Source organism: Rhodococcus sp. NPDC055024 (assembly GCF_053608585.1).
Map to the genome: position 1 here is coordinate 117139 of NZ_JBSGVT010000001.1, position 12242 is coordinate 129380.

General features: G+C 60.8%; 13 protein-coding genes. 8 read left to right on the forward strand and 5 right to left on the reverse strand.

Annotated elements, in window-relative coordinates:
* Positions 1–8 precede the first annotated feature (8 nt).
* Together ACWF6P_RS00530 and argE are read right to left on the reverse strand one after the other, a co-directional pair.
* Entirely contained in the window at positions 9–1298 is a 1290-nt protein-coding gene (locus ACWF6P_RS00530; protein WP_003943831.1) for an MFS transporter, read from the reverse strand.
* A gap of 27 nt (positions 1299–1325) precedes the next feature.
* Entirely contained in the window at positions 1326–2513 is a 1188-nt protein-coding gene (gene argE / locus ACWF6P_RS00535) for an acetylornithine deacetylase (RefSeq protein WP_452619578.1), read from the reverse strand.
* Between the two features lie 111 nt (positions 2514–2624).
* On the opposite strand from argE, the gene ACWF6P_RS00540 reads away from it, so the two are divergent.
* From ACWF6P_RS00540 to ACWF6P_RS00560, 5 genes are all read left to right on the forward strand, one after another.
* Positions 2625–3692, forward strand: a complete 1068-nt coding sequence (locus ACWF6P_RS00540) for an Lrp/AsnC family transcriptional regulator (protein ID WP_452619579.1) — start codon at positions 2625–2627, stop codon at positions 3690–3692.
* A 51-nt stretch (positions 3693–3743) separates the two neighbouring features.
* Positions 3744–4304 (forward strand): TIGR03086 family metal-binding protein, encoded by a 561-nt coding sequence (locus ACWF6P_RS00545; protein ID WP_452619580.1) that lies wholly within the window; start codon positions 3744–3746, stop codon positions 4302–4304.
* A gap of 51 nt (positions 4305–4355) precedes the next feature.
* Positions 4356–4964, forward strand: coding sequence for a TetR/AcrR family transcriptional regulator (locus ACWF6P_RS00550; protein ID WP_452619581.1), 609 nt, complete (start codon positions 4356–4358; stop codon positions 4962–4964).
* Position 4965: 1 nt separating this feature from the next.
* Entirely contained in the window at positions 4966–5862 is an 897-nt protein-coding gene (gene gluQRS / locus ACWF6P_RS00555) for a tRNA glutamyl-Q(34) synthetase GluQRS (protein ID WP_452619582.1), read from the forward strand.
* A 254-nt stretch (positions 5863–6116) separates the two neighbouring features.
* Entirely contained in the window at positions 6117–6857 is a 741-nt protein-coding gene (locus ACWF6P_RS00560; RefSeq protein ID WP_452619583.1) for an EAL domain-containing protein, read from the forward strand.
* A gap of 44 nt (positions 6858–6901) precedes the next feature.
* Here ACWF6P_RS00560 and ACWF6P_RS00565 read toward each other — a convergent pair whose 3' ends face one another.
* Positions 6902–7555 carry a DUF4190 domain-containing protein gene (locus ACWF6P_RS00565; RefSeq protein ID WP_452619584.1) on the reverse strand — a complete coding sequence of 218 codons (654 nt, stop codon included), beginning with the start codon at positions 7553–7555 and terminating at the stop codon, positions 6902–6904.
* A gap of 415 nt (positions 7556–7970) precedes the next feature.
* On the opposite strand from ACWF6P_RS00565, the gene ACWF6P_RS00570 reads away from it, so the two are divergent.
* The 3 genes from ACWF6P_RS00570 (at position 7971) to ACWF6P_RS00580 (ending at position 10228) form a co-directional block, all read left to right on the forward strand.
* A complete protein-coding gene (locus ACWF6P_RS00570; protein WP_452620421.1) occupies positions 7971–8402 on the forward strand; it encodes an RDD family protein in 432 nt (143 codons plus the stop codon).
* 8 nt (positions 8403–8410) lie between these two features.
* On the forward strand, positions 8411–9376 hold the full coding sequence (locus ACWF6P_RS00575) for a hypothetical protein (RefSeq protein WP_452619585.1): 966 nt from the start codon (positions 8411–8413) through the stop codon (positions 9374–9376).
* A gap of 117 nt (positions 9377–9493) precedes the next feature.
* Positions 9494–10228: a queuosine precursor transporter gene (locus tag ACWF6P_RS00580; RefSeq protein ID WP_452619586.1), complete on the forward strand. Its 735-nt coding sequence runs from the start codon at positions 9494–9496 to the stop codon at positions 10226–10228.
* Here ACWF6P_RS00580 and tgt read toward each other — a convergent pair.
* Together tgt and ACWF6P_RS00590 are read right to left on the reverse strand one after the other, a co-directional pair.
* The gene (gene tgt, locus ACWF6P_RS00585; RefSeq protein WP_452619587.1) at positions 10219–11508 is read right to left on the reverse strand and encodes a tRNA guanosine(34) transglycosylase Tgt; all 1290 of its coding nucleotides are present in this window, start codon (positions 11506–11508) and stop codon (positions 10219–10221) included. The genes ACWF6P_RS00580 and tgt overlap by 10 nt on opposite strands.
* 54 nt (positions 11509–11562) lie before the next feature.
* Positions 11563–12231 carry a GOLPH3/VPS74 family protein gene (locus ACWF6P_RS00590; protein WP_452619588.1) on the reverse strand — a complete coding sequence of 223 codons (669 nt, stop codon included), beginning with the start codon at positions 12229–12231 and terminating at the stop codon, positions 11563–11565.
* Positions 12232–12242: the final 11 nt, after the last annotated feature.

Consider the following 12242-nt stretch of genomic DNA (forward strand, 5'->3'; position numbering starts at 1 on the left):
CCTGGCCGTCACTTTTGACTGAAAAGCGTCCTGGCAGACCACAGGCCGCCGAGGGAAAGAACTGCGACCGTCATGTAGTAGTAACTCGGAGCGTCGAGCGAGCCTGTTGTACTGATCAACCAGGTCAAGACCAACGGCGCGATTCCGCCGAGCAAAGTCACTCCGAGGTTGTACGACAAGGACATCCCGGTAGCCCGGATCTCCGCCGGGAACAGCGAACTCATCAAGGCAGGCAAGGGACCGAAGGCAAACGCCATGATGACACCCAGGACCGAAACAACCAGGACGAGCGTCAGAGTCGACGGGTGATCGACCATCAATTTGAAGAGCGGCCAGGCCAAGACGATTGCCGCAACGGCGGCCCAGGTCATAACTCTCGCCGGTCCGACCCGGTCGGCAAGGTGACCGATCAACGGCACGGTGATCAAGGTGACCAGTCCGGCGACGATGCCGCCGAGATAGCCGGCCGAGGCGGATACTCCGAGGTTCTTCACGGCAAACGTCGGCATGTACAAGATGAGGTAGATCGAGATCGTCGCGACGCCCACGACTGCGGCACCGGTGAGCACCCGGCCGAGATGCCTGGTCAGCGTCGTCTTCAGCGGGGCCTTTTCAGGGACGCTCGTCTTGAAATCGTCCGTTTCATCGAGCTTGGCACGGATGTACAGACCGACCGGGCCGACGATGATGCCGAAGAAGAACGGAACGCGCCAGCCCCACGAGTAAAGCGCTTCATGCGAAAGGTGGGTGTTGAGCACGTATCCGAACAACGATGCCAGGAAAACCGAAGCACCCTGGCTGGCAACCTGCCAGGACGAGTAGAACGCCTTCTTGTGTGGCGCAGTTTCCACGAGGAATGTTGTGGCAGTACCGAATTCACCACCGGCGGAGAATCCTTGAATTAGCCGCGAAACCAGGATGACGACGCCGGCCCACGGACCGATCATCGAGGTCGTCGGCGCCACAGCCATGATAAGCGTGCCGATCATCATGAGCATCATCGTCAACGTCAAGGCGTTCTTGCGCCCGCGACGGTCGGCGTAGCTGCCGAGAACCATCCCGCCCAGTGGCCGGATGACGTACGAGATTGCGAACGTCGCAAACGTCAGTATCAATCCGAGTGTGTTGTCGCCACCAGGAAAGAAGTTATGGGCGATGACCACTGCGAATGACGCGTAGACGATGACGTCGAACCACTCGAGTGCAGCGCCGAGTGAGCTGCTGATCACCGCCTTGCGAGCAGCGGCCAGGCGTTCCGGGGTGACTGTTCCGGAGGTTGGCGTAGTTGCCGTGGACATGGTTTTCCTTAGGGGGTGAGGGGTGGGTCAGGCGCGGGCGTGAGCGATGACGTTCCGAACGAACTGCTCGCACTGTGCCAATTGGTCAAGTGTCACGTACTCGTCAGGTGCATGCGCCTGAGTGATGCTTCCCGGCCCACACACAACAGTGGGGACACCGATACTCGCGAACATCCCGGCCTCGGTGGCGTACGCGACCTTTTCGTCCGTGGGCAGACCGCCCCATTGTTCGACCAGTGCAGCCGCCGAAGCATTCGCATCCGTCTCCAGCGGAGGAACCGAGGCCGAGACGTACATCGTCACGGAGGCCGACGGATCCTCTTCCCGCATCAGTGTTTCGATCCGATTCGCTTCGGCGGCAAAGCGTTCGAGCAGATCTGCGGCGCCTGCTGTGCTGATACTCCTGAACTCGAAAGTGATGGAGCAATCCTCGGGCACTGTGTTGACTGCTATTCCGCCGGACACGAGATTGACCGAGCATGTTGTCCAGGCCACGTCGAATGCGTCGTCGTACGGGCCGGACGCACGGAGCTTGTCGGCCACGCTTCTGACAAATCGAATCAACTCGGCGCCGTATTCGATCGCGTTCACTCCCCGCGGAGTGAGCGACGAGTGTGCCGAAACGCCCTGCAGATCAACACGTATGACATTCATCGACTTGTGTGCGCGAATGACTCGCATCTCCGACGGTTCTCCGACAATGCACACATCAGGGCGCAGGTTTCGGGCGACAACTTCCTCGACCAATCCGGTCGCACCGATGCAGCCGACTTCCTCGTCGTAGGAGAATGCGAAGTGAATCGGCTTCGCCAGCGGCCGAGCAACGATGTCGGGGATCGCCGCGACGACGATCCCGAGGAACGACTTCATGTCGCACGTGCCACGTCCGTACAGGCTTCCGTCGCGAACGTCGGGAGTGAAAGGGTCGCTACTCCAGTCTTGATCGTCGACCGGCACTACGTCTGTATGGCCGGAGAACATCACACCGCCGGCAGTACTTCCGTCAGGAGGGGTGAACGTTGCCAACAAGTTGAGCTTCGTTCCCTCGTCATCGGGAACAAGTACCGGCTCGACCCCATGGCGACGTAGTTCCGCCGCAATGAGATCGATCAACGGTCGATTGCTCACGGCACTCGTCGTATCGATTCCGATGAGGCGTTGCACCCACTCGAGGCTTCTCTCGGTCGGAACAGCGGACAACGTGGTGGACGGCATCAGGATTCTCCTTTCACAGCAGGAACGCCGTGGGCACTCGCCGCCGCGTTCTGCCCTTCGAGCATGAATGAAGTGATCCCAGACACAATGAAGATGCACGATACTTGCACCATGATCGAAGAAACGCAGGATTCCGCCGTACTGGACGACGTCGACCTCGCCCTGATCAATTGCCTGCAACTCGACCCGCGAGCGTCGTGGCGCACGGTCGGCGACGCGCTCAAAGTAGATCCGGTTACCGTGGCTCGCCGCTGGCAGCGGCTACAGGATTCCGGCACCGCCTGGGTCTCTGCCAGGGCAACCGGCCATGGCCGTCCGGAATCGTGTCTGGCTTTTGTCGAAGTCGATTGCACGACTTCGAACGCGTTGACGATTGCAGAACGACTTGCCCGCTGGCCGCACGTGCTGAGCGTCGAACACACAAGCGGCCCAGGCGACTTGACACTTCTCGTCGAGGTCAGGGACATGGCTTTCCTGTCGCGCTTCCTGCTTCGGTCGCTCGCGTCGGTACCCGGGATCGTCAGTTCGCGTGCACACCTCGTCACCGAGGTCTTCGCGATCGGAGACGACTGGAAATTGCAGGTACTCGATGCCACGCAGCGGGCGACGATGACAGACCGGCCTGTGCGATACAAATACGCGCCGACGGATCAGCGCCATCACGGGAAGACGTTCGACGCTGTCGACCGCCAATTGATATTGAAACTGGGTGAGGACGGTCGATCGTCGATTGCAGAGCTCACAGTCGGTACCGGCCTCAGCGAAAGTACGGTCAGGCGGCGCCTTGCCGAATTGACGTCGCGCAACCAGATCGTGTTCCGCTGCGACGTGTCTCTGCCACTGTCCGGCTGGCCCCTCGTGACCTGGGTGTGGGGATATGTCGATCCCACAGACCGCTCGACGATTCGTGCGCTGGTGGAACGAGTGCCGGGAACGCGGGTGTGCATGCGGATCTCCGGAGGCCGCGCCAACACACTGCTCGCGATCGCCGCCCATTCCCTTCGTGAAACTCCCATTACCGAAGTACAACTCGCCCAGGAGGCACCGGGTTTGGTGGTGTTGAACAGATCGGTGGTGCTGAGATCCATGAAAAGGGTCGGCCGACTTCTCGATGACGAAGGGAGGAGTACCTGCGTCGTACCGATGGATATCTGGGCGGACGCTCCGGAGATCGAATGAATGTCCGAAATAATCAATCACGAGGCTCCGCGGTGGAGAAGGATTGGGGTCATGACATCAACAGAGATCTCCCCCGCTCAACGCTATCGGGATCTGGCCGCCGAATTCACGGCGCGGATCGACGCCGTACCCGCAGATCGCTGGGACAACGATTCCCCCTGCGAGGGCTGGACCGCCCGCGATGTGGTGAGACACGTGCTCGACAGCGAACGAGACATGGTCAAGGTAGTCGGCCTGGACTTGGCGTCGGGTCCGTCGGTTGACGACGACCCGTCGGCAGCCTGGGCGGCCGTCCGCGATTCGATGCAGGCAATTCTGGACGACCCGGCAAAGTCCACCCTCGAATACGACGGGCACTTCGGCAGGACCAACCTCGGCGCCACGGTCGAAGGGTTTTTGTGTTTCGATCTGGTCATCCACGGTTGGGACCTCGCGGCCGCAACCGGCACCGATACGGCGATGCGAGACGCGGACGTGGACTGGGTGTCGGAGATCGCCGCGGGCCTGGGCGACTCGATCCGCATGAGCGGCGTGTGCGGCCCGGAAATACAGGTTCCGGACAACGCCGACAAAGCGACGAAACTCCTTGCTTTCCTCGGCCGGAAGGCGTGAAAAAGTACCCCTGACGTGGGCATTACTTCCATACACATGTAATGTTGCGGTATGCCAGAGCGTCGAAAATCCTCCACGAGTCCAGACCTGCTTGCGGCGGCATTGTTCGACGTCGCCGCGGAGTCCGGACTGGAAAATGCCAGCGTTCGCGAGGTCGCGAAACGGGCCGGCGTCTCGATCGGCGCAGTGCAACATCATTTCTCGACCAAGGACGAGATGTTCGCATTTGCACTGCGAACACTCGTCGATCGATTGTTGACAAGACTGGCCGAGTCGTCCGCCGACGCGAACCCGCATGCCTCTCTGTTCCAGGCACTCTCGCAACTGCTGCCCCTCGACGAACAACGCACGCGCGAGGCACATGTGCTCGCCGCATTCGCCGTGCGTGCCGCAACCAGTGAGTCACTCTCCGAAATCCGCCGGACAACTCTGTTCACAATCCGCACCGGCATCTCGACGGTATTGATCGGGATCGGAACTCCAGAAGCGGAAACCAGAGCGGCACTTCTGCTTTCAACCGTCAACGGGTTGGCACTCGACGCACTCGGAAGTCCCGCCATGTATCCACCGCAGTACCTCGATCACGCTTTGGAAACCCAGATCCGCCTCACCCTGCACGACGCCGAGAATCCGCTCGCCTCCGTCGGGCTCGCCAGCTGACGTGGCAGGAGCAGGGCGCTTCGCGCCGAGCCCGTCCGGCGATCTCCATCTGGGAAACCTCCGAACCGCCCTCTTGGCTTGGCTGTTCGCCCGCACCAGCGGGCGCGACTTCCTCATCCGGGTCGAGGATCTCGACCGTGTCCGACCCGGCGCGATGGAACGGCAACTCGACGATCTGCGCACGCTCGGCCTCAGTTGGGACGGCCCAGTCGTATTGCAGTCACACCGTCTTCCCTTGTACCACAAGGCTATCGAAGTATTGCGTGAGCGCGACCTGACCTATCCTTGCTTCTGCACACGCAAGGAAATCCTGCAGGCACCGTCCGCTCCCCATGCTCCCGACGGTGCCTACCCCGGCACGTGCCGGAACCTGTCGGAGGCCGAACGCGTCGAGAAATCGGCAAGCGGCCGATCCCCAGCGCTGAGGCTACGGGCCGGCATCGACTCGTTCACCGTCCACGACGAACTGTTCGGCGAGGTGACTGGCCAAGTCGACGACGTCGTCCTGCTCCGCGGAGACGGCGTACCCGCCTACAACCTCGCCGTTGTCGTCGACGACGGTGCGCAGAACATCGACCAAGTGGTCCGCGGCGACGACCTTCTGACCTCGGCTCCACGCCAGGCCTACCTCGCTCGACTGCTCGACGTCGAACCACCGTCGTACGCGCACGTTCCTCTCGCTTTGAACAGTGAAGGCAAACGACTCGCGAAGCGCGACGGCGCGGTGACTCTTGCAGATCAAATCGAGGCCGGACGCAGTGCAGAGCAGGTGTTGACGATGATCGCGTCAAGCATCGGCCTCGCCGAACCCGGCGAAGTTGTCACACCACCACTATTGGCGGATCGATTCGATTCTCGGAAGATCCCCCGGACCCCGTGGATTTTCCCGGCAAAGTAAGTGAAGGATCAATTAACACTTCGTCGGGACAAAGGGTCGATTGTCCGATATGACAAAGCCGTCCGCAATAGCTATTCGTTGGCAATTCTCGAATAGTGAAGTACGGTCGAGACTGGCGAAGGCAATTCAGGGCGAGCGGTCCCTGCAAAACACGCCCGGGATCTGAACCTGGAATCCGACCGCAGCACCCACTTGCAGCATCCACGCTGACACGCACGTGCGGCACGGCCGACTCAGGACGAAAAGGAATACGCATGGTCCGCGAGCTTCGCGAGGCACTCGACGACCATCAATTCGAGGTGTTGTATCAACCCCAGGTCAATCTGAACTCGTCAGCAATTATCAGTTATGAAGCACTACTGCGGTGGCGCCACCCACTTCGAGGGTTGATCGAGCCTCAAGATTTCATGCGCTCCGCCGAGTCTTCCGGACTCATCATTCCCATCGGATTACAAGCTCTGGACATGATTTGCGCCCAAACAGCGTCGTGGCCCGAGCAGATGATGGTCGCGGTCAACTTTTCGCCTCGCCAACTCGCTACCCCGCACGCCGCTCACGAAATCCTCGGTGCGCTCGACAGTTCTGAAACCCCACTGAGCAGAATAATCGTGGAAGTCACCGAACTCGGCGTCGTAGGTCGGCATGCCGCCGAGACTCTTCACGTCTTGCACAACGAGGGAATTCGAATCGCGCTGGATGATTTCGGGGCGGGCTTCGCATCGTTCTCCGCGTTGTCGGAATTGCCGCTCGACATTCTCAAGATCGACCAATCGTTGACCTGGGCCGTCAGCGCGGCGGGTCGTGCTGGAGATCGCGCCTTCATGGTCATGGAGTCAATCGCCGACATCGCCCGGAAGCTCGGTCTGGATTCGATAGCCGAGGGCGTCGAAACCGCCGAACACGCAGCCAACGTCTTGCGAGCCGGCTGCGACATGGGCCAGGGCTATTACTTCGGGAAGCCGCTTCCTGCGTCATCCATCGTCACTCCCGTGTGAGCCCGCCCCACTTCACTACAACGCCACTTCAGTACGACGCCACTTCAGTACGACGACGATGCACTCGCTATAAGCGCGATCACGAGAATCACGGCAAAAATCGCCAAGAAAGCCGCGCCGACCGCAATTCCGGCTATCGCAAGCCCGCGCCCCTGTTGACCCGTCTGCTTGATCTGATTGAGCGCGACAATTCCCAGAATGATTCCGACGATTCCGCCGAGACTGTAGAAGCAACCACCCGCAAGCGATACAACCAGCGATGCAATTGCGAGACCATTGGTGCCGACCGGCTGCATCGGCGGTGCGTACCCACCCGCGAATTGATTCGGTTGACCGTACGGGTTCGGAGGTTGACCGTACTGAGCCTGTCCGTACTGAGCTTGTCCGTATTGTCCGGGTTGCTGATATTGAGTCGGCTGATATTGATTCGGCGGTCCGAAATTCTGCGGCGGCAGGTATGGGTTGGGTTCACCAATTCCACCCGGCTGGGGGTTATCACCGGGCGGGTTGTACGACGGCGGCGGATAACCCGGGTACTGCTCGTTGGGAGTGGTATATCCGGGAACTTCAGGTGAAAACTGCGTTTCGGACGGGGACACGCCGTACCCCTCAGGAGGGAGGCTCGGAAATTCTCCGTATCCAGGTTTTGCCTGGTAATCGCTCGAAGAATCGTCGTTGTTGCCCCCGGAACTCGTCATACAACGCAGCCTAAACCACAGGTGACCTCCGAATCCAAGTGAGCAGATGTCATCCACATAGCTCTTTGATCCCAGTAGGGTCATATCCACTGTCACACTCGAGCGCGATATTTACGACTGAGGGGAACACATGACAACCGGTGGGTACGACCCCAACCAGAATCCAGAGGGCGGGAAGCAATTCCCACCCCAGGATCCATATGGCCAGCAGGGAACACCTCCTCCCGGAAGTTACCCCCCTCCCGCCGGTCCTCCGCAGGGAGGCAGCTACCCGCCTCCTCCGCAGGGAGGGAACTTCCCGCCACCTCAAGGCGGTAACTACCCGCCGCCCGGTGGATACCCGCCGCCTCCGCAGGGTGGCAACTTCCCGCCGCCGCAGTTCAACGACCAGGGTGCGTACGGGGCAGGAAACCGGCTGCCTTCTGGTGCCGAAGCCGGTGGGCTGGGTATTCGATTCGGCGCTCGCGTTATCGACGCCATCATCGTCGGAATCGTCGCCATTATCTTGACGGTTCTGGTTAGTGATCTGGGAAATGTTCTTGTCAGCGGACTCTTCTCGGGAATTCTGACCTTCGCCTACTTCATCGCAATGGAAGTAACGCAGGGTCGGACTCTGGGAAAGATGATTCTGGGCCTTTCTGTGCACGGTCCGGGTGGCGCACCCCGCCCCTCAGTCCAGCAGTCCGCGATTCGCAACGCCTTCACGTTGCTCTCGATCATTCCGATCATCGGCGGAATCCTCGCATTGGTCGCCTACATCGTCATCGCGGTCACCATCAACAACAGCCCCACCAAGCAGGGCAAGCATGACGAGCTCGCCGGTGGAACCCAGGTCGTCAAGGGTTAGGTGCACATATGACAACCGGTGGGCACGACCCCAATCAGAATCCCGAGGACGGAAAGCAATTCCCGCCCCAGGATCCCTACGGCCAGCAGGGAACGCCTCCTCCTGGGAGCTATCCCCCGCCCGCGGGGCCTCCGCAGGGCGGAAACTACCCGCCGCCCGGTGGATACCCGCCACCTCCCGGAGGCGGCAATTACCCGCCGCCCGGTGGATACCCGCCACCTCCTCAAGGCGGAAGCTTCCCCCCTCCCGGCGGAAACTATCCGCCGCCTGGTGGATACCCGCCACCTCCAGGAGGCGGCAACTTCCCGCCGCCGCCCGCCAATGACTACGGCGCAGGATTCGGTGGACCGCAGCTTTCTGTGGGCGCCGCAATTACCTACGGCTGGAACAAGTTCAAAGACAACGCATTGGTTTGGATCGGAATCTCGATCATCGCGTTCTTGATCGCCGGCCTCATCCAGGGAGCTTTCAACGGCTTTGACTACACCAACACCGAGTTCAGTGCTCTGTCCATTGTGGGTGGATTGGTCACTGCTATCGTTGGCTACATCATCCAAGCCGCATTCCTCCGCGGAGCATTGAGCGAATTGGATGGAATCAAGCCGGCCTTCGGTACCTTCTTCCAATTCACCAACGTCGGCGCAGTTGTTCTCGGCGGTTTCCTCATAGCCATAGCCACCTACGTCGGTTTGGCTCTCTGCATTATTCCCGGCATCATCGCGGCGTTCCTGCTCTACTACACGCTGACCTTCATCGTGGACAAGAACCAGGATGCGATTTCGGGCATCAAGTCGAGCTATGCGCTGACCTCGTCGAACGTCGGAACTTTGGTTCTTCTGGCGCTCGCTTTGATCGGTATCAACATCGTTGGTGCGCTGCTATGTGGAATCGGCCTTCTGGTGACGGCACCCGTCGCATTGATCGCCAGCACCTACGCATACCGCGTGCTGACCGGCGGTCATGTAGCTGCCTGATCAGTTCGTCAGCATCGCTGAAGGCCCTGCGGTTCCACGTGAAACCGCAGGGCCTTCGGTGTGTTCTACGCAACTGGACGGTCGCCAACTCGCATCCGAGCGCCTTGTGGTGCTTGGATGACGGACGTGACAGCTCAGGATCAGCAAGACGAATCGACCCACGAAACCAAATTTGCGCACGTCAGCCGGGGTTATTACCCGACGATCGTCGCGCTGTTCACCGCGACACTGCTGATCTCGAACGTTGCGGCGACCAAAGGGGTCGCCTTCTTCGCGGATTCCGAGTTCTCGCTCGGTCCCTTGCAGATTCTGCCCATCATCACCGACGGCGGTTTCTTCTTGTTCCCGCTCGCCTATGTCCTCGGTGACGTGCTCAGCGAGGTTTACGGCTTCAAAGCGACCCGACGCGCGATCTATCTGGGCTTCGGCGCACTGATCCTTGCTGCCGCGTGCTTCTGGATTGCCGTGCAGCTCCCGTCGGCGGCGTTCTACGAGAACCAGGGCGCCCTCGAAACCGTGGTCGGTGTCATTCCCCGGCTACTGGTCGCAGGCTTGGCCGCCTACCTCGTCGGACAGCTACTGAACTCCCTGGTGCTGGTCATGATGAAGAAGCGCATGCAGGAAAAGCATCTGTGGGCGCGGCTGATCGGCTCGACCGTCGTCGGCGAATTCGCCGATACCCTCATCTTCTGTTCCATCGCAGCCGGTGTCATCGGCATCAGTACGTGGGAAGACTTCATCAACTACGTGCTGGTCGGCTTCCTGTGGAAGACGCTTGTCGAGGTTCTGGTCATGCCGATCACCTACCGCGTCATCGCATACGTGAAGAAGCGCGAACCGACCTACGCCTGAGGTGCAGGCGTCTTCGCCGCGTAGAACTTTCCGAGCATGTCCGCCTTGAAGTCGCGGAAATATCCACCCTCGATGCTGGCTCGGATGTCGTCGACCAACTTCACGGTGAATCGCTCGTTGTGGATGGTGCAGAGCGTCGACGCGAGCATTTCCTTCGCCTTGAAGAGGTGGTGGATGTACGCGCGGGTGTAGTTGGCGCAGGTGTAGCAGTCGCACTCGTCGTCGATAGGTGTGAAGTCACGGCGGAACCGGCTGGTGTTGATGTTGAACCGGCCGGAGCGGACGTAAATCGCGGCATTGCGAGCAACACGAGACGGGTTGACGCAGTCGAAGGTGTCCGCACCGTTCTCGATTGCGACGAAGAAGTCGTCCGGTTCGCTGATCCCGAGCATGTGACGCGGCTTGTTCTCGGGCAGTTCCTCGTTGCACCAGCGCACAATCGTGCCGAGGTTCTGCTTCTCCAAAGCACCGCCGATGCCGTAACCGTCGAAGCCGTATCCGTTCTCGCCTTCGATCGACTCGAGGCCACGGCAGGCCTGACGACGCAGATCCTCGTACTGCGCGCCTTGGATCACGCCGAAGAGTGCCTGGTAGGGCTTGTCGGCGCGTTCGGCAGTGAGCTTCTCGTGCTCGTTGATGCAGCGGATCGCCCACGCCTGCGTGCGCTCGACCGATCGCTCCTGGTAGCCGCGGGTGTTGAGCAGCGTAGTGAGCTCGTCGAACGCGAACATGATGTCGGCGCCGAGCTGATGCTGGATCTGCATCGACACCTCGGGGGTGAAGCGATGCTTACTGCCGTCGAGGTGCGATTTGAACGTCACGCCCTCGTCGTCGACCGTCGCGAGTCGCTCCTTGCCCTTCGCGATGACGTCGTCGGACTGCACGCCGACGGCCTCCATCGCGAGCACCTTCTTGAACCCGACACCAAGCGACATGACCTGGAAGCCACCGCTGTCGGTGAAGGTGGGCCCGTCCCAGTTCATGAACTTGCCCAGCCCGCCGGCCTCGTCGACGATGTCGGGTCCCGGCTGCAGGTACAGGTGGTACGCATTGGCGAGCAACGACTGCGCACCGAGTTCCTTCATGGACTCGGGCAGCACGGCCTTGACCGTGGCCTTGGTTCCGACGGCCACGAACGACGGCGTCGAGATGTCACCGTGCGGTGTGTGGATGGTGCCGGTTCGTCCGAGCCTGTCCTCGAGCCTGGTCCCTATCGTGAAAATCGACTCGGGACGCTTGTCGACGGAGGGCACGGGCGGTGTCGGTACTGCGGAAGTCACGAGCTCAATCCTGTCACAGCGGCAGAAAGCGCCACGTCGTGCAGTATCGCCCCGTCACGATCCTGAGGATGCCGACGCCGCAATTGTTGCGGTGAGCGCAGCGGTGGTGGCTGCCTGCGTCGCGGCAATCGACTGCCGCACGGCCTCGCTTGCCCAGTTTCCCTGCGACAGCACCTTCGCTCGCGCTTTCGCCGCCTTGAACTGATCCGCTGGAACAATCACCTTGAGCATGTTCGCACCTGCCAGGATCGACACCAATGCACCTTCGCCGGGAGTGGGTTGGCGGACACCCAACAGAATGTCACGCAGCACGACGCGCAGTTGATCCTCGTACCGCGGGTTGGTTGCTGGCCATCTGACGCTCGGAAAGATCCCGAATACTTGATGTTCCACGGCGGTCACAATTCCGCGGGCTTGCATACCGGCATAGAGCGCCTTGCGTGCGCCCTTCGCAAGACGGTTCACCACGGCAGTCGGCCGGGCCGGTGGCTTCTCGGCCAACCTCGTTAATGCAGCATTGAGAGTGGGATCCGCGAGTGGCCGATTGTCGATGATGGCCACCCGCGTCCGCCATCCGGAACCGTCAAGGCGGACGCGGTCGGCAAGGACGAGTTCGACCAACAGCGCGCCCCCGAGCGCAACGTCGACGTGGGACGACGAGCGCAGCAGCTTTCCGCTCGCGTTGTCGGTGGCAAGCAACAGCAGATCCTCGGCAATCAGCATGCTCACCACCG

Excerpts from the sequence above, each read along its gene's own strand:
- ACWF6P_RS00530 (WP_003943831.1), bottom strand. The coding sequence starts at position 1,298 with ATGTCCACGGCAACTACGCCAACCTCCGGAACAGTCACCCCGGAACGC.
- argE (WP_452619578.1), bottom strand. The coding sequence starts at position 2,513 with ATGCCGTCCACCACGTTGTCCGCTGTTCCGACCGAGAGAAGCCTCGAG.
- ACWF6P_RS00540 (WP_452619579.1), top strand. The coding sequence starts at position 2,625 with ATGATCGAAGAAACGCAGGATTCCGCCGTACTGGACGACGTCGACCTC.
- ACWF6P_RS00545 (WP_452619580.1), top strand. The coding sequence starts at position 3,744 with ATGACATCAACAGAGATCTCCCCCGCTCAACGCTATCGGGATCTGGCC.
- ACWF6P_RS00550 (WP_452619581.1), top strand. The coding sequence starts at position 4,356 with ATGCCAGAGCGTCGAAAATCCTCCACGAGTCCAGACCTGCTTGCGGCG.
- ACWF6P_RS00560 (WP_452619583.1), top strand. The coding sequence starts at position 6,117 with ATGGTCCGCGAGCTTCGCGAGGCACTCGACGACCATCAATTCGAGGTG.
- ACWF6P_RS00565 (WP_452619584.1), bottom strand. The coding sequence starts at position 7,555 with ATGACGAGTTCCGGGGGCAACAACGACGATTCTTCGAGCGATTACCAG.
- ACWF6P_RS00575 (WP_452619585.1), top strand. The coding sequence starts at position 8,411 with ATGACAACCGGTGGGCACGACCCCAATCAGAATCCCGAGGACGGAAAG.
- ACWF6P_RS00580 (WP_452619586.1), top strand. The coding sequence starts at position 9,494 with ATGACGGACGTGACAGCTCAGGATCAGCAAGACGAATCGACCCACGAA.
- ACWF6P_RS00590 (WP_452619588.1), bottom strand. The coding sequence starts at position 12,231 with ATGCTGATTGCCGAGGATCTGCTGTTGCTTGCCACCGACAACGCGAGC.